The 21,878-nt window shown below is 70.7% G+C and carries 18 protein-coding genes; 9 read left to right on the forward strand and 9 right to left on the reverse strand.

From position 1 onward, the window contains the following. Positions 1-16: 16 nt before the first annotated feature. Positions 17-820, reverse strand: coding sequence for a creatininase family protein (locus tag HBB12_RS01070; RefSeq protein WP_236987643.1), 804 nt, complete (start codon positions 818-820; stop codon positions 17-19). A 207-nt stretch (positions 821-1,027) separates the two neighbouring features. Here HBB12_RS01070 and HBB12_RS01075 point away from each other — a divergent pair, with 207 nt between their 5' ends. The 5 genes from HBB12_RS01075 (at position 1,028) to HBB12_RS01095 (ending at position 6,498) form a co-directional block, all read left to right on the forward strand. After that, on the forward strand, positions 1,028-1,603 hold the full coding sequence (locus tag HBB12_RS01075) for a MarR family winged helix-turn-helix transcriptional regulator (protein ID WP_236987644.1): 576 nt from the start codon (positions 1,028-1,030) through the stop codon (positions 1,601-1,603). A gap of 204 nt (positions 1,604-1,807) precedes the next feature. After that, positions 1,808-4,888: a PAS-domain containing protein gene (locus HBB12_RS01080; RefSeq protein WP_236987645.1), complete on the forward strand. Its 3,081-nt coding sequence runs from the start codon at positions 1,808-1,810 to the stop codon at positions 4,886-4,888. An 83-nt stretch (positions 4,889-4,971) separates the two neighbouring features. Then, positions 4,972-5,655, forward strand: coding sequence for an SDR family NAD(P)-dependent oxidoreductase (locus HBB12_RS01085; RefSeq protein WP_236987646.1), 684 nt, complete (start codon positions 4,972-4,974; stop codon positions 5,653-5,655). Between the two features lie 95 nt (positions 5,656-5,750). Beyond that, positions 5,751-6,065, forward strand: coding sequence for a type II toxin-antitoxin system MqsR family toxin (locus tag HBB12_RS01090; protein ID WP_236987647.1), 315 nt, complete (start codon positions 5,751-5,753; stop codon positions 6,063-6,065). Then, positions 6,058-6,498, forward strand: a complete 441-nt coding sequence (locus HBB12_RS01095; RefSeq protein WP_236987648.1) for a type II toxin-antitoxin system MqsA family antitoxin — start codon at positions 6,058-6,060, stop codon at positions 6,496-6,498. The genes HBB12_RS01090 and HBB12_RS01095 overlap by 8 nt, the downstream gene beginning before the upstream one ends. 64 nt (positions 6,499-6,562) lie before the next feature. Here HBB12_RS01095 and HBB12_RS01100 read toward each other — a convergent pair whose 3' ends face one another. Beyond that, complete coding sequence (locus tag HBB12_RS01100) at positions 6,563-7,186, reverse strand: TetR/AcrR family transcriptional regulator (protein ID WP_236987649.1); 624 nt, start codon at positions 7,184-7,186, stop codon at positions 6,563-6,565. Positions 7,187-7,336: 150 nt separating this feature from the next. Between HBB12_RS01100 and HBB12_RS01105 the strand changes: the two genes are divergently transcribed. The 3 genes from HBB12_RS01105 (at position 7,337) to HBB12_RS01115 (ending at position 12,262) form a co-directional block, all read left to right on the forward strand. Then, complete coding sequence (locus HBB12_RS01105; RefSeq protein ID WP_236987650.1) at positions 7,337-8,035, forward strand: PspA/IM30 family protein; 699 nt, start codon at positions 7,337-7,339, stop codon at positions 8,033-8,035. Between the two features lie 40 nt (positions 8,036-8,075). After that, entirely contained in the window at positions 8,076-8,348 is a 273-nt protein-coding gene (locus HBB12_RS01110) for a YiaA/YiaB family inner membrane protein (protein WP_236987651.1), read from the forward strand. A gap of 494 nt (positions 8,349-8,842) precedes the next feature. After that, positions 8,843-12,262 carry an acyl-[ACP]--phospholipid O-acyltransferase gene (locus HBB12_RS01115; protein ID WP_236987652.1) on the forward strand — a complete coding sequence of 1,140 codons (3,420 nt, stop codon included), beginning with the start codon at positions 8,843-8,845 and terminating at the stop codon, positions 12,260-12,262. Between the two features lie 58 nt (positions 12,263-12,320). Here the strand turns inward: HBB12_RS01115 and HBB12_RS01120 are convergent, their stop codons facing one another. The 4 genes from HBB12_RS01120 to HBB12_RS01135 all read right to left on the reverse strand — a co-directional run bounded on the left by HBB12_RS01120 (position 12,321) and on the right by HBB12_RS01135 (position 17,322). Next, on the reverse strand, positions 12,321-13,931 hold the full coding sequence (locus HBB12_RS01120; RefSeq protein ID WP_236987653.1) for an ABC transporter substrate-binding protein: 1,611 nt from the start codon (positions 13,929-13,931) through the stop codon (positions 12,321-12,323). Between the two features lie 775 nt (positions 13,932-14,706). Continuing rightward, positions 14,707-15,543: a class I SAM-dependent methyltransferase gene (locus HBB12_RS01125; protein ID WP_236987654.1), complete on the reverse strand. Its 837-nt coding sequence runs from the start codon at positions 15,541-15,543 to the stop codon at positions 14,707-14,709. Between the two features lie 193 nt (positions 15,544-15,736). Next, on the reverse strand, positions 15,737-17,026 hold the full coding sequence (murA, locus tag HBB12_RS01130; protein WP_236987655.1) for a UDP-N-acetylglucosamine 1-carboxyvinyltransferase: 1,290 nt from the start codon (positions 17,024-17,026) through the stop codon (positions 15,737-15,739). A 113-nt stretch (positions 17,027-17,139) separates the two neighbouring features. Then, positions 17,140-17,322, reverse strand: coding sequence for a hypothetical protein (locus HBB12_RS01135; RefSeq protein WP_236987656.1), 183 nt, complete (start codon positions 17,320-17,322; stop codon positions 17,140-17,142). 242 nt (positions 17,323-17,564) lie between these two features. Here HBB12_RS01135 and hemA point away from each other — a divergent pair, with 242 nt between their 5' ends. After that, complete coding sequence (gene hemA, locus HBB12_RS01140) at positions 17,565-18,851, forward strand: 5-aminolevulinate synthase (RefSeq protein WP_236987657.1); 1,287 nt, start codon at positions 17,565-17,567, stop codon at positions 18,849-18,851. A 449-nt stretch (positions 18,852-19,300) separates the two neighbouring features. Here hemA and HBB12_RS01145 read toward each other — a convergent pair whose 3' ends face one another. Genes HBB12_RS01145 through HBB12_RS01155 form a run of 3 tightly spaced genes read right to left on the reverse strand, consistent with a single transcriptional unit; the run spans position 19,301 to position 21,714 of the window. Then, positions 19,301-19,525, reverse strand: coding sequence for a hypothetical protein (locus HBB12_RS01145; RefSeq protein WP_236987658.1), 225 nt, complete (start codon positions 19,523-19,525; stop codon positions 19,301-19,303). Between the two features lie 60 nt (positions 19,526-19,585). Continuing rightward, entirely contained in the window at positions 19,586-20,587 is a 1,002-nt protein-coding gene (gene hisG / locus HBB12_RS01150) for an ATP phosphoribosyltransferase (RefSeq protein WP_236987659.1), read from the reverse strand. Continuing rightward, positions 20,587-21,714, reverse strand: a complete 1,128-nt coding sequence (locus HBB12_RS01155) for an ATP phosphoribosyltransferase regulatory subunit (RefSeq protein WP_236987660.1) — start codon at positions 21,712-21,714, stop codon at positions 20,587-20,589. The genes hisG and HBB12_RS01155 overlap by 1 nt, the downstream gene beginning before the upstream one ends. Positions 21,715-21,878 lie beyond the last annotated feature (164 nt).

Raw genomic sequence — 21,878 nt, forward strand, 5'->3', positions numbered from 1 at the left:
CGGGTGATATAGTGTGTCACTCCGTCCGGCGCGAGGCCGCATCCGGCAGGCTGAAACGGGCGACGTCGCGCAGCAGCTCGACGAAGGCGCGGGCGCCGTGATCGAGGAGGGCGCGGCCGGCCTCCGCGGTGCCCAGGCCGGCATCCCCGATGGCGCCGTCCGGGTTGAGGTCCTGGGCGTGCCAGGCGAAGGCGGCCGGGCGGCCGGCGCGCAGGTGAGTGTAGGCCCGCTCGATCTCCCGCGTCGCCGGCACGAAATCGCGGATCGCGGCGCGCCGCACCAGGTCGGGCCGGAGCGCCAGCATCAGGGCGGTCTCGATCCCGCCGCCATGGATGCCGTGGCGCACCTCGTCGTCGGGAAACAGCCCCGGCGGGGTGCCGAAGCGGCTCCAGGCGGTGGTGACCGCCACCATCCCGTGCCGGCCGCGCAACCCCAAGGCCACGAGGTCCATGAGCGCGCTGTTGCCGCCATGCGACGACACGATGACGAGCCGGCGGCAGCCCGCCCGCGCGACCCCGTCGCCGATCTCGCCCCAGGCCCGGAGCGCCGTCTCGGAGCCAAGCGTCAGGGTGCCGGGAAAATCCGTGTGCTCGGGCGACAGGCCGACGCTCTGGACCGGCAGCACCCGCACGTCGAGGCCGTCGGGGACGAGCTCCGCGACCCGCGCCAGGTAGCCCTCGGCGATGACGACGTCGGTCGAGAGCGGCAGGTGCGGCCCGTGCTGCTCCACGGCTGCGACCGGCAGCACAGCCACGGTGGCGCTTAAACCGCCGTCGCGGCACTCTTCGGTGGTCAGGTCGCCCCAGGGCCGGGCCGGCATCGCGTCGCTCCTCCGATCGGAGCCCGCATCATAAGCCGCGGACGGATCGGCCGAAACCGGCGAGCGTTATGCGGATCGTCCGTCATCCAGGCGTCACAGGCGGGCTGGCATGTGCGCCCTTGGGGCGCCACGGGGCGCTCGACCCGCTGCGCTTGCGCTCATGGCGCCTGCGCGGCAGGATTGTCTCGAGAACAAGGGCGACACGCCATGGCAGCGAGCGAGCAGGCTTTGGCCGTGGACGTGCCGCGCCGGGCGGCCAAGCGCCTCCGGCCTCCGGGCGCCAAGAGCGTCGGCTGGGCCCTGATGCAGGCGGCGCGCCTCCATCGCGGCCGCATCGGCGACCGCCTGGCGGAACTCGACCTCTTCGCCGGTCAGGAGCAGGTGGTGCAGGCCCTGGCCGCCGCCGGCACCATGACCATGGGCGACCTCGCCGCCACCCTGCGGGTGCGCCCGCCCACCGCCTCGAAGACCATCACGCGGCTCGCCGCCATGGGGGTGGTCGAGCGCCGGACCGAGGCCGGGGACGGCCGCATCGTCCGGGTGCGCCTGACCGAGGCGGGCCTCGCCAAGGCCGCGGCGATCGAAGGCCTGTGGGACGAGGTCGAGGCCGAGATGCTGGGCGGCTTCGACAACAAGGAGCGCCGGCGCCTGCGCAAGCTCCTGCGCCGCGCCACCCGCAACCTCGCCGAGGCCGCCGGCCTCGAGGCGCACGAATCCGACGCCGAGGCGGAGGACGATCTCGACGGCGGGCTCGACGGCGATTCCGGCCGGGACATGGACTGACAAGATATGAACTAACAAATGGACCGGACGGGCAAGCCCGTCCCGGTCCGCCGGATGGACGACGTCGAACGCGCGACGGCCTATCTCGAAAGATCAGGCGCCGTATAACGGTTATTGCCTTACCAAAGGCACCACCCTTCCGTCTTCTGCTGTCCGGACGACCAGCTTGCGGCGGGCGCAAGGTCGTTGGGCCGGTACAGACGAGTGTCCGAACACATCGACGACAGCGGAATCGAGGCGGGATCGCCGGTCATCCGCGCGCGCCCGCTCCGGACCCATATCGCGGCCCTCGCCGTCGCCCTGCTGGTGCCGGCGCTCGTCATCATCGGGTTGATCGCTCAGCGCTGGGTCCAGGCCGAGCAGGCGCGGATGGAGGAGCGGACCGCGACGCTCAACGCGCATGCGGTGGAGCAGATCGACCGCTTCCTCAGCGGCCAGATCGCGATGCTGCAGGCGCTCGCCACCTCGCCGGCCCTGGAGACCGGGGATTTCGCCCGGTTCGACCGCCAGGCGCGGGAACTGGTGCGGCTGCAGGGCCTCAACATCGTGCTGCGCGACCTCGACGGGCAGCAGCGGGTGAACACCCGGCTGCCCCGGGGCGCCGTCCTGCCCCGCTCCGTCCTCGCCCATGACCGGATCGTGATGGCGACCGGCGCGCCGGTCGTCTCGGACCTGTTTCCCGGCACCGCCACCGGACGGCCGATCGTGGCCGTCACGGTGCCGGTCCGGCGCTACGGGGCCGTGACCCATCTCCTGCACGCCACCCTGCCGGCTGCCCTGTTCGGCGAGGTCCTGCGGGCCGCCGGCGTCGCCGCCCCCTATTCCGGCTCGGTCACCGACCGGCAGGGCGTCATCATCGGCCGCTCCGTCGACACCGAGGCCGCGGCCGGCCAGCCCCTGCCGGGCTTCCGGTCGATCGCCGGGTCGTCGGGGCAATGGCGGGGCCGCAACCTGAGCGGCATCCCGGTCTTCGGCACCCATCACCACTCGACGCTCTCGGGCTGGGTGGTGACGATCGGCATCGCGCAGGCGGCCATGCGGGCGCCCCTCGTCACCTCCGTCCTGCTCCTGGCGCCGGTGATCCTCGGCCTCTCGCTGATCGCGCTGGTCGCCTCGCTGCTCGTCGGGCGCCGGATCATGCGCGGCAAGGCCCTCCTGTCCCAGGCGGCGGACGACCTCAGCCGGGGCGTCCGGCTGCGGATGCCGGTGACGCCGATCCGGGAGATGAACGAGGTCGGGGCGGTGCTGGCCCAGACCTCCGCGATCCTGCACCGGCAGGCGGACGCCCTGCGCGAGAGCAACGCCGACCTGGAGGACCGCATCACGGAGCGCACCCGGGAACTCGTCGAGAAGGAGGCCGTCCTCAAGACCACCCTCGATGCGATGGACCAGGGCCTGATCATGGTCGACGCGCAGGGCCGGGTCGCGGTCGCCAACCGGCGGTTCGCCGAACTCCTCGACCTCGACCCGGCCTTTCTGGCCGCCTCCCCGTCCCGGGCCGAGATGCGGCAGGTCCTGAGGGCGGCGGGCGAGTATGCGGAACTCGATCCGGCCTTCGGCCACGCGATCGCGGTCGGGGATCTCTCGGTCATCGGCGGGTGCTACGAGCGCAGGCGGCCGAACGGCACGATCCTGGAGGTCCACAACGCGCCGACCGCGTCGGGCGGGGTCCTGCGCACCGTCACGGACATCACGGCGCGGCGCGGCGCCGAGGCGGCCCTGCGGCACAAGAAGGCGCTGCTCGACGCGACGCTCGCCAACATGGACCAGGGGGTGCTGCTGATCGACGCCGCGGGGGTCGTCCAGCTCTGCAACGAGCGGGCGATCGATCTCCTCGGCCTGCCGCAGGCCTTCCGCCACGGCCGGCCGTCCCTTGCCGACCTCGTCGCCTGGCAGGCCGCGAGCGGCGAGTTCGACGCCGCGGCGGCGGGCGAACCGTGGCTCAGGCTCTCCTGCGACCTCCTCGGCGCCCCGCCGGTCTACGAGCGCACGCGCCCGAACGGCACCGTGCTCGAGGTGCGCACCGTGCGCCTCGCCGAGGGCGGGGCGATCCGCACCTTCTCGGACGTGACCGAGCGCAAGCGGCGCGAACTCGCGGTCCTGGAGGCCAACCGCGTCGCGGAGGCGGCGCGGCTCCAGGCGGAAACGGCGAGCGCGGCCAAGACCGAGTTCCTCGCCACCATGTCGCACGAGATCCGCACGCCGCTCAACGGCGTGATCGGCTACGCCGAGCTCCTCGTCCGCGCGGGCGACCTGCCGCCGGAACAGGCCAGCCGCGCCGAGCGGATCCAGGCGGCGGGCCAGGCCCTGCTGACCGTGGTCAACGACGTCCTCGACTTCTCGAAGATCGAGGCGGGGCAGATCGACCTCGACCCACAGCCCTTCGTACCGGCGGCGCTCGCCGACGACGCGGTCTCGATCGTCCGGATCGCCGCCGACGCCAAGGGCCTGGCGCTGGATGTCACGATTGCCGCAGGCTTGGCTCCCCGCCTGGTGGGCGATCCCGACCGGCTGCGCCAGGTGCTGCTCAACCTCCTCAACAACGCGATCAAGTTCACGCCGGCGGGGCGCGTGACCCTGCACCTGTCGAGCACGCCGCTGGCGGACGGGCGCCACGCCCTGCGGGTCGCGGTCGGCGATACCGGGATCGGCATCCCGGCCGACCGGCTCGATCGCCTGTTCCAGCGCTTCAGCCAGGTCGACGGCTCGATCCAGCGCCGCTTCGGCGGCACCGGCCTCGGCCTGGCGATCAGCCGTCGGCTGATCGAGGCCATGGGCGGCGAGATCGGAGTCGAGAGCCGGCCGGGCGCGGGCTCGACCTTCCGGTTCACCGTGCCCCTGGCGGCGGCGGAGGGAGAGGCGGCCCGGGAGCGGCCCATCCCCGCGCCGTGCGCCCGGCCGGCCCGGATCCTCCTCGTCGAGGACAGCCCGATCAACCAGGACCTCGCCCGCGCGATCCTGGAGCGAAGCGGCCACCGGGTCAGCGTGGCGAGCGACGGCGCCGAGGCGATCTCGGCCGTGCAGGCCGACACCTACGACGTGGTGCTGATGGACGTGCAGATGCCCGGCACCGACGGGCTGACGGCGACGCGCCACATCCGCGCGCTCGGGTCCCCGGCGAGCCGCCTGCCGATCGTCGCGCTCACCGCCAACGTGCTGCCGCAGCAGGTCGCCCAGTTCCGCGCCGCCGGCATGGACGACCATGTCGGCAAGCCGTTCCGGCCCGACGAACTGCTGGCGGCGGTGGAACGCTGGACCGCGAAGCGGACGGCCGACGCCGCCTGATCTCCCCGCTTGCCGCGGCGGCGCGAGACCTCCATCTCTCCGCTCGATCTTTTGCGCCGCAACCGACACCGGAGGAGTCCGTCATGGCCAAGGAACGCAGCGCGTTGATCGTCGGGGCCTCGCGGGGCTTGGGGCTCGGCTTGGTGCGGGCCTTCCTCGCCCGCGGCTGGGACGTCACCGCCACGGCACGGGGCGAGGCGCCCGCGCTCGCGTCCTTGAGCCCCGCCGCACCTGCGCTTGCCCAGGTCGACATCGACGACGACGCGGCCGTGGCACGCCTGCACGACGACCTCGCCGGGACCAGCTTCGACGTGGTGTTCGTGGTGGCGGGCATCGCCGACGGCGCCCATGTGCCGCTGCCGCAGGGCGACCGGGCGACGGCCTTGAAGGTCTACGAGACCAACGCGGTGAGCCCGATCCGCTTCGCCGAGACCTTCGCCGACCGGATCGCCCCCGGCGGCCTGATGGTGCTGATGAGCTCGGTCCTCGGCAGCGTCGCGCTCAACGAGAGCGGCGGCTGGGAGAGCTACCGGGCGAGCAAGGCCGCCCTCAACACGCTCGCCCGCAGCTTCGCCACCCGCCACCGCGACGCGCCCTTCGGCACGGTGCTGATGCATCCGGGCTGGGTGCGCACCGACATGGGCGGGCCCGACGCCGACATCGACGTCGCCACCAGCGCCGGGGGGATGGCGGAGGTGGTCGAGGGGCGGCTCGGGCAGCGGGGCTGCGTATACCTGGATTATCGAGGGGAGACGGTGGCGTGGTAGGGCTCTCCGCCACGCCGGAACAGACTGCACCGGCCAGTCGCGCTGACGTCGTTGGAACTGGCTGGTCGATGCACCATGATGGTGTATGATGGAGCATGTCAGAGAAGCGGAAGCCGACTTATGACCTCGACAGCTTCCAAACCTGGGCGACGAGCACACATTTCCGTGTAGCAGGATCGGCCGTCCGGACCGCGGCAGAGATTGGCTTTGGCGCAGCTGACATGATCGAAACCATTCAGAGCATGAAAAAGCGGCATTTTAACAAATCGGTTACCTCGCATCACAATCCGCGCGAGTGGCAAGACGTTTATCACGTTCCTTCGGAAGTTGGCACATTGTACATCAAATTTAGAGCCGACGCCGTCACAGAATTCTTGCTGCTGTCGTTCAAGGAGAAGAACGATGGATGACGCACCTGTCTGTCCTGTCACCGGCGAGCCGATGGTGCGGGACACCCGTCCTTTCGTGGTCTCTTATAAAGGCCGCAGGCACGATGTCGCCTTGCCGGGCTGGTACTGTGATACCAGCGGCGAAAGCATCCATTCGCGTGAGGACCTCAAGGTTTCAGATCGCGCGCTGATGACGCTCAAAGCCGAGGTCGATGGCCTTGCAACACCGAGCGAAGTCGCTCGCGTTCGCAAGAAGCTCGGCCTTTCGCAGGTGAAGGCCAGCGAGGTTCTGGGCGGCGGGCCCCGTTCATTTCAGAAGTATGAGAGTGGCGAGGTCACGCCGAGCCGCGCCATGACGAATCTCCTGCGCGTCATGGAGCGTCACCCGGAGGAGATCCGCCGGCTTGAAGCCAACATGCCTGCGGATAGTGGGTCGTCCTCATCTCGAGATTAGGATCGGACTTCTGTCGATTGCCCGCTCGTTGTCGAACGGGCTTCCGCCGCACCGATAGCGCTCCTCACTCCCCCGCCAACCCCCGCCCCAGCGCCCCCACGACGATCTCGATCTGCCCGCGCAGGACCGGCTCGCTCAGCACCATCAGCTTCTCGTCGAGGCCGAGGCTGACGAGGCCGTGGGTGGCGGAGAACAGGGACCGGGCGAGCAGCGCCCGCTCGCGGTCCCGGAGATCCGGCCGCAGCACCCGCAACGGGGCCTCGATGTAGCGGAACAGCCGCACCTGCTCGACGAGGTACCAGTCGGGCAGGGCATGCGTGACCCGGTGCTGGAACAGGGCGCGCCAGCGCGGCCGATTACCGGCGGCGAAGTGCAGGTAGGCGACCGCCAGCCGGATCAGGGTCTCCACCGCCGCGTCCCTCTCGGCCGACGTCGCCGCCCCTTCCGGCGCCGGCGCGATCGGCACCGCCGTGATCGCCCGCTCGAACAGGGCCAGCGTGCGCAGGTTGACCATCAGGATCAGGGCGTCGAGGTCGGGAAACGCCGTGTAGATCGCGCCGACTGCGCAGCCGACCTCCTTGGCGAGATCGCGCGCCTTCAGGGCCGACAGGCCGTCCGCCGCGATCGCAGCCTCGGCCGCGTCGATGAGGGCCGTCCGCAGCCGCTCCCGCCTCTCGTCGCTCCGCATGCCGTCTCCGCCTCTCCGGTGCGTGCTCGCTCCCACGCACCAGGTGCGTTTCCGCACGTGCGTGAACAACGTTCAAATTTGCGCTTGAACATCGTTCAAGGCTGTGGAAATCTCCGCTCGTGAACGACGTTCACGGAACCGGAGCCGACGATGCTCAACCTCCTCTCCACCCTCGTCCGGGGCGCCGCCGCCCGCGCCGCCGAGGACCTGCACGACCAGCACGCCTTCCTGATCCTGGAGCAGCAGCTGCGCGACGCGGCCGCCGCCCTCGACGACAGCCGCCGGACGCTGGGGCGGGCCATCGCCCAGGAGGCCGCCGACGCGAGGAAGCAGGACGCGCTCGCCACCCGGATGGCCGCGCTGGAGGCCAGCGCCGTCGCGGCCCTCGCCGGCGGGCGCGAGGATCTGGCGCAGGAGGCCGCGGAGGCCCTGGCCGAGATGGAGGAGGAGGCCCAGGCCCTCGCGACGACCCGGACGGCCTACGGGGCCGAGGTCGCCGCCCTGCGCCGCGCCGTGCGCAAGGGCACCCGGCACTTCGCCGAGCTGGAGCGCGGCCAGCGCATCGCCCGGGCGACGGACGCCGTGCGCCGCCTGCGGGCGCGGCGCGGCCAGGGCATGGGAAGCCCGGCGGCGCTCGCCGAGGCGCAAGCCACCCTGCGGCGCCTGCGCGAGGCGCAAGCGGCGGATGCCGCCTCCGACGAGGCCCTGACGATCATCGAGGCGGCGGCGCCCGAATCCCTGTGCGAGCGGCTGGAGGAGGCCGGCTTCGGCCCCCGCGCCCGGCCGAGCGCCGGCAGCGTGATGGAGCGCCTGCGCGCCAAGGCGCAGAGCCAGACGAGCGCCGCCTGACCGCACCGAACCCGCAACCCGTTTCCGAGGAGATCCCATCATGAACCCGCAGACCACGCAGCACACCTCCGCCTGGGTGGCGTTCACCTACGCCTCCTTCGTCGGCGCCGCCACCATGGTGGCGGGCGGCATCCTGTTCCTGCCGCTCGATCTCTGGACCAAGGCCTACCTCGCCATGGGCGTGACGATGCTGGTCCAGTCCTGCATCACGATGGTCAAGACCGTGCGCGACGTCCACGAGGGCAAGCGCCTCGTCAACCGCATCGAGGATGCCAGGGCCGAGCGCCTGCTGATGGAGATGGGCAAGGAGTAGAGCATCGTTCGACGAAGCGGACACCGGTTCGTCGCAGAAAACTATGAAAATCCAATCACTTATATCATGACTCGATGGTAGCGTCACGGTACGCGACAGGACCGTTCGCGTGCGGCTGCGACCCTTCCCACCCGTGACCTCATCCTGAGGTGTCAGTCCATCGGAGATGGACTGACCTCGAAGGAGGGCTCCAGGGACCGCGGCGGCATCTGGAGCCCTCCTTCGAGGTCGGTCGATCGAAGATCGACTGACACCTCAGGATGAGGATGAGGGTGGGAGAGCCCAAAGGCCGGCAGGCTTCAGGCTACCGTCGTGTCCCGTGTTGCCGCGCGATCGGGTGTTGCTCCAGCCGGCAGGCCGCCCGTCCCGGACATCGGATCGCCACGAGACCGCGGCACCAAAGCCGGTTAGGGTTTACCGGCTAAGGAGCGCCCACCTGCCGCGGCGGCGCCCGGCCCCTCCGCACACCCGTCACCGAGCGAGGAACGCCCCTCATGTCCGGATCGCTGATGGCCAGCCGGCGCTTCGCGCCCCTGTTCTGGTGCCAGTTCTTCTCTGCCTTCAACGATAACTTCCTCAAGAACGCCCTGGTGTTCCTGATCATGTTCGGGGCGGGCGGGGCCGGGGGCGGCGCGGATGGCGGCTCGGCGGCCCTCGTGACGCTGGCCGGCGCGGCCTTCATCGCGCCGTTCTTCTTCCTCTCGGGGTTAGGGGGCGAACTCGCCGACCGCTACGACAAGGCCTTCATCGCGCGGCGCCTCAAGGCGGCGGAGATCCTGGCGGCGGGCGTCGCGGTGCTCGGCTTCTGGCTCGCCTCGGTGCCGATCCTGTTCCTGGCGCTGATCCTGTTCGGGATCGTGGCGGCCCTGTTCGGGCCGATCAAGTACGGCATCCTGCCCGATCACCTCGCCCGTGCCGAGCTGCCGGCCGGCAATGCGCTCATCGAGGCCGCGACCTTCCTCGCCATCCTCACCGGCACCATCGCGGGCGGGCTCGCCGTCACCCATGGCGGGGCGCATGCCTTCGGGCTGCTGGTGATGGGATTCGCGGGTCTCTGCTGGCTGTCCAGCCTCGCCATCCCGAAGACCGGCGAGGCGGCGCCGTATCTCCAGGTGAACCGCAACGTGCTGCGCTCGACGGGCGGCCTGATGCGCGACCTCTACGAGGATACGCGGCTGTGGCGCACCGGGATCATCACCAGCTGGTTCTGGCTCGTCGGCGCCGTGGTGCTCGCCCTGCTGCCGGCGCTGGTGAAGGGCACCTTCGGCGGCGACGAGACCGTGGTGACGGCGTTGCTCGCCCTGTTCTCGATCGGCGTGGCGCTCGGCTCGGGCCTCGCCTCCTGGCTCTGCGCCGGGCGGATCGTGATGCTGCCGACGCCGATCGCGGCGCTGATCATGGGCCTCGTCTCCCTCGACCTGGCGCATGTCGCCGCCACCAGCGTGCCGCCCCCCTCCCCCATCGGCGCCCTCGATTTCCTCGGCTCCTGGCGCGGCGCCCGCATCGCGGTCGATTTCGTGGTGCTCGCCGCCGCCGCCGGCCTGTTCATCGTGCCCTCCTTCGCCGCGCTCCAGGCCTGGACCCCGAAGGAGCGCCGCGCCCGCGTCATCGCCGCCTCGAACGTGCTCGCCGCCGCCTTCATCGTGCTCGGCGCGGTCGGCCTCGCGGTGCTGCAGAAGGCCGGGCTCGCCTCGGCCGGCCAGTTCGTGATCGTCGGCATCGCCAACCTCGTCGCGGGCGTCGCGATCCTGGCGGTCCTGCCGACCAGCGGCTTCCGCGATTTCCTGTCGATCGTGTTCCGGGCCTTCTACCGGCTCGAGGTGCGCGGCCTCGAGAACATCGAGAAGGCGGGGCCGAACGCCATCATCGCCCTCAACCACGTCAGCTTCCTGGATGCCGGCCTCGCCCTCTCGCTGACCGAGCGCGACCCGACCTTCGCCATCGACCACACCATCGCGCAGAAATGGTGGGTGCGCCCCTTCCTGTGGCTGACCCGGGCGCTGCCGCTGGACCCGACGAAGCCGATGGCGACGCGGACCCTCATCAACGCCGTCAAGGGCGGCGAGACGCTGATCATCTTCCCCGAGGGGCGGCTCACCGTCACCGGCAGCCTGATGAAGGTCTATGACGGCGCCGGCCTCATCGCCGACAAGTCCGGCGTGCCGGTGGTGCCGGTGAAGATCGAGGGGCCGGAGCAGACATTCTTCTCGCGCCTGTCCCGCGCCCAGGTGCGCCGGCGCTGGTGGCCGAAATTCACCGTGACGGTGCTGGAGCCGGTGCGGCTCGACGTCGACCCGGCGCTGAAGGGCAAGGCCCGCCGCCAGGCCGCGGGGGCCGCGCTCTACGGGGTGATGTCGGACCTGATCTTCCGCACCGCGCCGATCGACCGCACGGTGTTCGACGCGGTGGTCGAGGCGGCCGAGCGCGAGGGCGGGGCCCGGGTCGCGGTCGAGGACCCGGTCTCGGGGAAACTCTCGTATCGCCGCCTGCTCATGGGCGCCCGGGTGCTGGGGGGGAAACTCGGGAGCCTCGCCCCGCAGGGCCGGGCGATCGGCGTGATGCTGCCGAACGCCAACGCGGCCGCCGTCACGGTGCTGGGGCTGATGTCGTCCGGCCGGGTGCCGGCGATGATCAACTTCACCGCCGGCCCGACCAACATCCTCAACGCCTGCAAGGCGGCGGAGGTCGGGACCATCGTCACCTCCCGGGCCTTCGTGCAGAAGGGCCGCCTGGATGCCCTGGTGGAGACGCTCGGCGAGAGCCTGAGGATCGTCTACCTGGAGGATGTCCGGGCCCAGGTCGGCCGGCTCGACACGCTGCGTGGCCTCGTCGGTTGGCGCCACGCGCTCCACCCCCGGAAGCCCGACGATCCGGCCGCGATCCTGTTCACCTCGGGCAGCGAGGGCACGCCGAAGGGCGTGGTGCTGTCCCACCGCAACATGCTGGCCAACGCCGCCCAGGCCCAGGCGCGGATCGATTTCGGCCGCACCGACAAGGTGTTCAACGTCCTGCCGGTGTTCCACTCGTTCGGGTTGACGGTCGGGCTGGTGCTGCCGCTGGTCTCCGGCGTGCCGGTCTACCTCTACCCTTCGCCGCTGCACTACCGGATCGTGCCCGAGCTGGTCTACGGCTCGAACGCCACCATCCTGTTCGGCACCGACACGTTCCTCGCCGGCTATGCCCGGGTGGCCCACGCCTACGATTTCCGGTCTCTCCGCTACATCCTGGCCGGGGCCGAGCCGGTGAAGCCCGCCACCCGCAAGACCTATGCGGAAAAGTTCGGCCTGCGCATCCTCGAGGGTTACGGCGTCACCGAGACGGCGCCGGTGCTGGCGCTGAACACCCCGATGTTCAACCGCTTCGGCACGGTCGGACGGATCATGCCCGGCATGGAGGCGCGGCTGGAGCCGGTGCCGGGCGTCGCGGAAGGCGGGCGCCTGTTCGTGCGCGGCCCCAACGTGATGCTGGGGTATCTCCGCGCCGAGAAGCCCGGCGTGCTGGAGGCGCCGGGGCAAGGCTGGCACGATACCGGCGACATCGTGACGATCGACCACGACGGCTTCGTCACCATCCGCGGCCGGGCCAAGCGCTTCGCCAAGGTCGGCGGCGAGATGATCTCGCTCGCCGCGGTCGAGGCGGTCGCCGCCGAGCTCTACCCGGACGCGGCGAGCGCCGTCGCGGCGCTCCCCGATGCCCGCAAGGGCGAGCGCCTGGTACTGGTGACCGAGAAGGCCGACGCGACCCGCGCCGCCTTCCAGGCGCGGGCCCGGGCGAGCGGCCTCAGCGAACTCGCCGTGCCGGCCGAGATCGTGACCGTCGACACGCTGCCGCAGCTCGGCTCCGGGAAGGTCGATTTCGCCGCCGTGACCCGGCTCGCCGCCGAGCGGACCAAGCCGGCGGAGGTGGCGGCCTGACCACCTGTCCCGGACATCCTCGTCGCCGGGTCCTTGCAGGGACCCGGCGGCCGGACTCTCAAGCCTCCAGCCAGGTATGTTCGGCGAAGGCCGACCCCATCATGCCGCCGAGCGGGTTCGAGGCCAGTCCCTTCAGCTTCGGCGACGCCGCGTCGACATTCGACTGGAAGACCGGGATGACGGTGCCGGCCTCGTTCGACACCATCGCCTGCATCTCGCCGTAGATCTGCTTGCGCTTGCCCTGGTCGAGGAGGCCGCGCGCCTCCAGCAGCATCGCGTCGAATGTCGGCGACTTGTACCGGCTCTCGTTCCACGCCGCCTGGGACTGGTAGAACAGCGAGAACAGGATGTCGGGCGTCGGCCGCGGATTGACGGTGCCGAAATGCACCGGGTCCTTGAGCCAGTGGTTCGACCAGTAGCCGTCCGCCGGAACCCGGTCGATCACCACGCTCTGGCCGATCTTGCCCGCCGCCTGCTGGATGATCGCGGCGTAGTCGAGCGAGTTGTTCGCACCTTCGGAGGCGACGATGTGGAGGTCCTGGCCGAAGATCCCAGCCTTCTGGAACAGCGACTTGGCGCGCTCCGGATCGAACTCGCGCTGCTTGAGCTCGGCGTTGAAGCTCGGGTCCCAGGGCGGGATCGGGTGATCGTTGGCGATCTCGGCCAGGCCCCGCAGGACCGACTTCTGGATCACCGGCCGGTTGACGAGGTACTTGAAGCCCTCGACCACCCCGGCCTTGTCGCCCGGCGCGAGGTCGAGCCGCAGGTTGAGCCCGGTATAGGTGCCGAGCTTGCTGACGAAGGGCACCACGGACGGGTTGCCCTCCATGATCCGCATCGAGCGCGGATGGAGGTTGGCCGCGAGATGGATGTCGCCCGACAGGATCGCGTTGAGCCGGGCGGACTCATCCGAGATCGCGAAGAATTCGAACGAGTCGACGAACGGCCCGCCGCTCTTCCAGTAATTGGCATTGCGCGCCATCACCGAGCGGACGCCCGGCTTGAACTCCTTGAGGACGAAGGCGCCGGTGCCGTTGCCCTTCGAAAAGTCCGTCGTGCCGTCGGCCACGATCATGAAGTGGTGCAGGCCCAAGATGGTCGGCAGGTCGGCATTGGGCGCCGCGAGCGTGATCCGGACCGTCTGCGGATCGAGGGCCGTCACGGCCGCGATCTGCCGGGTGATCGCGTTGACCTTCGACCCGGTGGCGGGGTCGAGGTGGCGCTTCAGCGAGAAGACGACATCCTCCGCAGTCAGGCTCTTGCCGTCGTGGAAGGTGACGCCCTTGCGCAAGGTCACCGTCCAGACCTTGGCGTCGCGGCTGTCCACGCTCTCGGCCAGTTCCATCGTGATCCGGCCGGCGCCGTCCATCGTGGTCAGGCGGTTGTAGAGGGCGCAGCAGCGCACGTAGTCGGTGATGTTCGACGCCTTGGCCGGGTCGAGCGTATCGGCCGTGGAGGCGGAGAAGCCCGCCGCCTTGAGATGGCCGCCCCTCACCGGCTGGGCGGCGAGCGCCCCGTCGGCCCGCCCGAGCAGGGCGGCCCCGGAGGCGAGGCCGATTCCGCCCCCGAGCAGCATCTGCAGCAACTCGCGCCGGTCGGCCCCTCGCCGCAGCGCAGTCTCGATCCGCGCATCGTCACGGGGCGTCCAGTTCGGGATGGTGTCGCGCATCGGGTATCCCCAAAAGATCGGTCGAAGAGATCGGACGGCGTTCAGGCAGCAAATCCTGCCCGACGGACGGGAGTGCCGACGTGACGCGCGACCCAGGCGAGATCCGCAAAGACCATCGCGTAAGAAGACGGGCGCTTTCCGGCTCGAAGACGCCGGTCGATCGTCCGCAGACGCTCCGGGACAAAAACTGATCGCAACATCCGTACCACCCATCCGCGCGGGATCGATCGGCGGAGGGTAGAGGCCTCGGGCGTCGACATGCCAAAAGCCGGCGGCCGGACTTGGATGGGTGATACGGCGTCCGGAAGATTCCTTCCGGACGCCGTATCACCAGCCCGCGCGGTGAAGCCGTAGGCTTCACACGCCTGAGCGAAGCTGCTTTCCGCATCGCGATGCGATCAATCCGGAGACCGTATGGGGTCTTGGCTTCGCCCCTCGCCGCCTGTCCGCGAAGGAGCGTCGGTCACGGCGCCGGTTGCGATAAGGTCAATCCTCGGCGCTCGCGGCTCGCGCTGAATCGGCCGAGCTTGGCGGCATAAAATTGCGAGTTCGGGAGCCGGCACGGCAGGCCGCGCAACCTGCCATCCAGGCGTTGCACTCGCACACGCTCAGGTAGGTCGGCCATGCGGCGATGACGGACCATGGGCAGGCACCGGCGAGGCGCGGCCGATCACGTCGCCGCCCTTCGAAAAAACCGGAGCACCGGGGTCGCACAAGGCGGCCCCGGTCGTCATCGTCGGGTGGCCGGGCGCTCGAACGCCCGGCCGTCGAGGAATCAGCGCTTGCGATAGACGAACACGTCCTGATGCGCGTCGAGCTGCATCGGCCGATAGGAGACGGGTTCGAGATCCGGCGCCGCCTCGGCCACCAGGCGCTCGACCGCGTCCTTGGTGAACCAGGTCAGGCCGTACTCGCCGGTGTAGTAGGGGTAGCGGGCGTAGTAATAACCGTCCCGCGCCATCGCGGAGAGCACGGCCGGCTTGTCGAGCCAGTACTGCTCGTAGCGCTCCGCCGTCTCGGCCGAGCCCTGGCCGTGGATGGTGAACACCGCGACGCCGCCGGGCTTCAGCGCCCGGGCCACGTCGCGCAGGTTCGAGACCACGAAGTCCCGCGGCAGGTGGGTGTAGACCGAGAGCAAATAAATCAGGTCGTAGGCCTCGGACGGCTTGACCGCGGCCTGCTCCATCACCGGGACCTTGGAGGCACCGAACTCGGCGGCCGTGAAGCGGGCGCCCTCGTCGATCACGTCGCAGACCGCGATGCGCTCGCCCGGCAGGCGCCGCGACAGCTCGCGCACGATGCGGCCGTAGCCGCAGCCGATCTCCAGCGCCCGGCCGACCGAATCCCAGTCGCGCCCGGCCTCCTTCAGGGCAGTCTCCAGGATGTCGACGAACTGGCGCGCGCCGGTCGTGTAGCTCGCCACCCGGTCGGGGGCGGTCGAGGTCAGCATGAAGTCGTTGTAGTGGGCCCGGCCGATGCCGGCGACCGGCCGCGCCCCGAGGCGCGAGCCGAGGGCGAAGCGGGCCTTGCGCCCGACCGCGTAGAGGGTCGGCGAGCGCTTGATGACGTTCAGCATCCCGGGCGGGATCAGCTTGGTCGAGAGGGAGGGCACGGGTTCGCTCCGGTGGGGACCGCTCTCGCCCGCGATCGACCGAGAGTGGCCGCACGATGCCGGGACCCGGCCGGCCGGACAACGATTGACGCGATTCAAGCCTAACGGGGCCTTGAGCCCGACGGACGCATCCGCCGGGCCCTCTTGTTCAAGTTTCTATTAGGATTCCCGGTTCGATCGTCTGGAAATGGACTTACACCCGCTCGCGCCGGATCTCGGCGCCGCAGCGCACGAGTTTGGCCTCCAGCGCCTCGAAGCCGCGATCCAGATGGTAGACCCGGTTGATCTGGGTCTCGCCCTCGGCGGCAAGGCCCGCAATCACCAGCGAGACCGAGGCGCGCAGGTCGGTCGCCATCACGGGCGCGCCCTTCAGGCGCTCGACGCCCTCGACCACCGCCACGTCGCCCTCGAGCCGGATCCTGGCGCCCAGCCGCGCCAGCTCCTGCACGTGCATGAAGCGGTTCTCGAAGATCGTCTCGCGGATGCGCGACTGACCCCGGGCCTTGGTCATCAGGGCCATGAACTGGGCCTGGAGATCGGTCGGGAAGCCCGGGAACGGATCGGTGGTGATGTCGACCGCCGCGATGCCGTGGCCGTTGCGGCGCACCCGGATGCCGTGGTCGAGGGGCGTCACCTCGGTGCCGGTGGTGCCCAGGATGTCGAGCGCGCTGTGCAGCAGGTCGGCCCGGGTGTTCTCCAGGGTCACGTCGCCGCCGGTCATCGCCACCGCCATGGCGTAGGTGCCGGTCTCGATCCGGTCGGGCAGCACGGCGTGCCGGGCGCCCGAGAGGCGCGACACGCCCTCGATCACGATGCGGGGCGTGCCGGCGCCCTCGATCCGCGCGCCCATCCGCGACAGGCAGGCGGCGAGATCGACCACCTCCGGCTCGCGGGCGGCGTTCTCGATCACCGTGGTGCCGTGGGCCAGCACCGCCGCCATCAGGGCGACGTGGGTGCCGCCGACCGTGACCTTGGGGAACTTGATCTCGCCGCCGCGCAAGCCGTTCCTGGTGCGGGCCACCGCGTAGCCGCCGTCGATCTCGATCGTGGCGCCGAGCGTCTCGAGCGCCATCAGCAGGAGGTCGACCGGGCGCGTGCCGATGGCGCAGCCGCCCGGCAGCGACACCCGCGCCTCGCCGAAGCGGGCGAGAAGGGGTGCGATCACCCAGAAGCTCGCCCGCATGGTCGAGACGAGGTCGTAGGGCGCCGTGGTGTCGATGACGTTCGAGGCGGTGAGCCGGATGGTCTGGCCGGCCTCGGTGGTCTGGCCCGGGCGCTTGCCCACCACCATGTGGTCGACGCCGTGATTGCCCAGGATGCGCAGCAGCGAGGCTACGTCGGCGAGCCGGGGCACGTTCGACAGTTCCAGCGTCTCGCCGGTGAGCAGGCTGGCGATCATCAGCGGCAGGGCCGCGTTCTTGGCGCCCGAGATCGGGATGATGCCGTGAAGCGGCTTGCCGCCGACGATGTGGATGCGATCCATGGTGACAACGTCCCTCGCGCCTCTGCGGCGCGTCCCGCGCGCTGTCGACAGCACGCCTCGATTCCGAAAACCCGTTTATTGCACCGCAGCGATGCAACCGCTACGCTTGCGCGTCAACGCTCATCCTCGGCGGTTCGATCCACCGGCGGCGCTTGAACCGGCTCGGTCGCCTCGCGGCCCCGGACTTGCGCCTTGCGGCGGCGCAGGTTCTCGCGCAACGCCGCCTTCAGCCGCTCCTCCCGGGTTCCGTCCCCGGACTTGCCTGCACCAGACTTGCCGTCACCCTGCCCGCTCATCGCGCGCGACCCTTCGTCGCCATGACCAATTTCCAGCTTCCGTGCCCGTGCGGGAGGCGGCAGAACGCAGCCCTCGCCCTCGACTTTTTCAAAAGACAAAGCCGTCGCATTTGAGCGAGATCAAGGCGCGACCAGCGGTGGATCGGCGATTCGGCCATCCGCCGCGCGGACCGGCTCCTCCCCGGGGTCAGGCCCGGTCCCGCCCCCGGATTCTCCATCCGGCCAGACCGCGAAGGACCACGATGCCCGAGACCCGGCCCGAGACCCGCCGCCCCGCCACCGCTGAGGGCGCGACCGATTACCAGGCTCTCTTCCGCGGCGCCCTGGAGCGCCTGCACGGCGAGCGCCGCTACCGCGTCTTCGCCGATATCGAGCGCATCAACGGCCGCTTTCCCGCCGCCCAGTGGCGCCGCCCCGACGCCTCGACCCGCGAGATCACCGTGTGGTGCTCGAACGACTATCTCGGCATGGGCCAGCACCCGGCCGTGGTAAACGCCCTGACCGAGACCGCGCAGCGCTGCGGCGTCGGCGCCGGCGGCACCCGCAACATCGCCGGCAACAACTCGCCGCTGGTCGACCTGGAGCGCGAGCTCGCCGACCTGCACGGCAAGGAGGCGGGCCTCGTCTTCACCTCCGGCTACGTCTCGAACCAGGCCGGCATCTCGACGATCGCCAAGCTGATCCCGAACTGCCTGATCCTGTCGGACGCCTTCAACCACAACTCGATGATCGAGGGCGTGCGCCAGTCGGGCTGCGACAAGCGCATCTTCCGCCATAACGACCTCGCCCATCTCGAGGAGCTGCTGATCGAGGCCGGCGACCGGCCGAAGCTGATCGCCTTCGAGAGCGTCTACTCGATGGACGGCGACGTGGCGCCGATCGGCCGGATCTGCGACCTCGCCGACCGTTACGGCGCCATGACCTATCTCGACGAGGTCCACGCGGTCGGCCTCTACGGCCCCCGCGGCGCCGGCATCGCCGAGCGCGACCGGGTGATGCACCGGGTCGACGTGATCGAGGGCACGCTCGCCAAGGGCTTCGGCTGCGTCGGCGGCTACATCACCGGCTCGGCGGCGCTCTGCGACGCGGTGCGCAGCCACGCCGCCGGCTTCATCTTCACGACCGCCCTGCCGCCGGCCATCGCGGCGGCGGCCATCGCGTCGATCCGCCACCTCAAGCAATCGGGTGCCGAGCGCGAGGCGCATCAGCGCCAGGCCGCCCGCACCAAGGCCGCCCTCCTCGATGCCGGCCTGCCGGTGCTGGCCACCGACACCCACATCGTGCCGGTGATGGTCGGCGACGCGGAACTGTGCAAGGCGGCGGCCGACCGGCTGCTGGAGCGCCACGGCATCTACATCCAGCCGATCAACTACCCCACCGTGCCGCGCGGCACCGAGCGCCTGCGCATCACGCCGTCGCCGTTCCACGGCGAGGGGCATATCGGGGCGTTGCGGGAGGCGCTGGTGGAGGTGTGGGACGCGCTCGACCTGCCGCGGGCCGGGACGGTGTTCGTCGAGGCGGCGGAGTAGCGCGGAAGTCCGCTCTCCTCCCACTTGTAGTCAGGGCTGTCCGGGGAAAGGAATGGCGCGCCTCCCCTCTCCCGTGTGGGCTATCGGATTCACACAACTCCTCTGAGAGCCAACCCTTTGTAAATGTGCGCGCTTTCCCCTCCCCCTCGTGGGGAGGGGCTAGGGGTGGGGGTGGTGTCGGAAGAGCCTTGCGCTCTATGCGGCACCACCCCCACATCCAGCTCCTCCCCACAACTTGCAGCGATACCGGGCAAGCCCGGGATCGCCGGGGGGAGGAGAGGCGCGCTACCTTCGAGAGGGAGAACGCTCGAACCGAGATGTGTGAATGCGATAGCCCGCAGAGGGGGGAGGGTTGGGCGCCGAGCCGTTTCCTTCTCCGGAAAGCCCTGCCGCCCGCGGGACGAGGAAAACCGCGCTTTACTTTGTGAAGGCGTGACGGTTCGATCGCATCACTGCACGAAGCTGCGGAACGCCGCCTCCATATCTTCGTCGGTCGCAAACTCGCCGCGTGCGATCTCGGCCAAGCCTTGCAGCACGAAGGGCAGATCCTCCGGTGCGATCTCGGCCCAGGCATCGTTCCGGACGAGCAGGAGGATCACGCGGGCGATCGCGTCCTGCCGATCGGGCGGCAACCGCTCCAGTGCCGCCGCCGCTTGCCGAAGCAATTCCGTCATCGCCGGATGCCCTCCGTCTCCGATCCCGCGGATCGTAGCACGGATGGCACCCGGGCCTCTTTACGACAACCGCACCAGCAACCGCTCCACCAGCGGGTTCTCCGCCGCGAAGGCGTAGTCGATCCGCCGCACGCTCACCGCCTGGGCGCCGGCCTGGACCAGGGCCTCGGCGAGGCCGAATACCGCGTCGGCCGGGCAGCGCAGCACGATCTCCCCCCGCCCCTCCGGCACGCCGTAGGGCAATTCGGCCTCGTGCAGGGCGGCCAGCGCCGCCAGGTCGATCTCGCCGGAGGCCGGCATCCCGGCCCGGACCTCGCGGGTGGTGCGGGCCCGCTCCTCGGCGCTGATCCGGCCCAGCACCGCCTGGACGGCGCGGCGCGGGGTCTCGCTCCAGGAGGCGGCGAGCGAGGCGACGAGGTTCGCCTCCGAGCGCAGGATCACCCCGTCGTCGAGGATCTTCAGCGCGTTGGCGGCGAGCGTGGCGCCCGTCGTCGTGATGTCGACGATGATCTCGGCGCTGCCGGAGGCCGGCGCGCCCTCGGTGGCCCCCAAGCTCTCGACGATGCGGTAATCGGCGACGCCGTGCTCGGCGAAGAAGCGGCGGGTCAGGTTGACGTATTTGGTGGCGATGCGCATGCGCTTGCCGTGGCGCACCCGCATGTCGCTCGCCACCTCGTCGAGGTCGCTCATCGAGCGCACGTCGATCCAGGCCTGGGGCACCGCCACCACCACGGTGGCCTGGCCGAAACCGAGCGGCGTCAGGAGCTCGACCTGGCCGGCGGCGTCCGGCAGGGTCTCGCGGATCAGGTCCTCGCCGGTGATGCCGAGATGGGCCGCACCGCTGGCGAGCTGGCCGGCGATCTCGGAGGCCGAGAGGAAGCGCACCTCGACCCCGTCCACCCCTTTCAGCCGGCCACGATAGTCGCGGGCGCCGCTGGTCTGGGCGAGCGTCAGGCCGGCGCGGCCGAAGAAGGCGGCGGCGTTCTCCTGCAGGCGGCCCTTCGAGGGCACCGCCAGAACCAGAGGACCGTCGAGAGGGCCATCCATCATCGTGTCGCTCATCAGCGCTCACCCCCGAGGCGTTCGAGCCAGAACGAGCAGCCCACGGCGGGCAGGGCGTCCGTGCTGCCGAGATGCTGGAGCAGGCCGTCGTAGCGCCCGCCGCCGACGAGGGGCTTTTGTCCCTCCTCCGCGACCTCGAAGATGAAGCCGGTATAATAGTCGAGGTTGCGGGCGAAGCTCCCGGTGAACACGAAGCGCTCCAGCGGCAGGCCGCGGGCGGCGATGAAGCCGTTGCGCTCCTCGAACAGGGCGAGCGCCGCCTCCAACCGGGGATCGTCGAGCCCGGCCCGGCGGGCGAGGTCGCGGGCGGCGAGCGCCGCGGCATCGGGATCGCCGGTCAGCGCCAGATAGGCGTCCAGCACATCGCGGGCGCGGGCGCCGAGGCCGGCGCCGCCTTCGGCATGGGCCGCGGCCTTGGCGAGGAAGCGCTCGGCGATCTCGCCGGCCGTGCGGCCGCCGACCCGGCTGATCCCGGCGATGGCGAGCACGTCCTCGACGAAAGCGCGCACCCCTTGCGGGTCCTGGCCCTGGATGGCCGAGAGCAGGCCGGCATGGGCGGCATCGACCGCGACGGGGGCGGCGACCGCGTCGAGGGAGCGGCCCGAGGCCACCGCCCGGAGCGTCCGGCGCTTGGCCGCCGGCTGGACGGCGAGGGCGTCGAGGAGCGCGGTGATCAGCCCCATGTCGCCGAGGCGCACCTGATCGTCGCGGCGCCCGAGCCGGTCGAGCCCGTCGAGGGCGAGCCCGAGGATCTCGGCATCGGCCGCCGGAACGTCGGTCCGGCCGATCGACTCGATGCCGGCCTGGTGGAACTCGTCGGGCTCGGCCGCCCGCAGGCGGAAGACCGGGCCGAGATAGCTGTAATCCGCCGCCTGCCCGTCGGCGACGGCGCGGTGGTGGCGCCCGACCGGAATCGTGTATTCGGGCCGCAGGCAGAGTTCCGCCCCGGCCCCGTCCTGGGTGATGAAGATGCGCCGCCGGATGTCCTCGCCGGACAGTTCCAGGAAGGGCTCGACCGGCTGCAGCACCGGCGGCTCGACCCGCGCGTAGCCCCGGTCCTCGAACAGCGCCAGAAGCGCCTCGTGCGCCGCCGCCGGCCGGGGGGCCGCGGCTCCGTTACCCGTCATTGGTCACAACACCTGCAAATCTCGGACGGCCCTGTAGCAGCCGGAGGCGGGCTTGGCGACAGTGGGACCCGCGCGGCTCTCTGCGGAGTACGGCTGCCGTCGACGATCATCGGATGACGCGCAGGCTTGCCCCCTCCCCGCGGGCGGCAGGGCTGCCCGGGGGA

Origin of the sequence: Methylobacterium sp. SyP6R (assembly GCF_019216885.1) — a bacterium.
Lineage (GTDB): Bacteria > Pseudomonadota > Alphaproteobacteria > Rhizobiales > Beijerinckiaceae > Methylobacterium.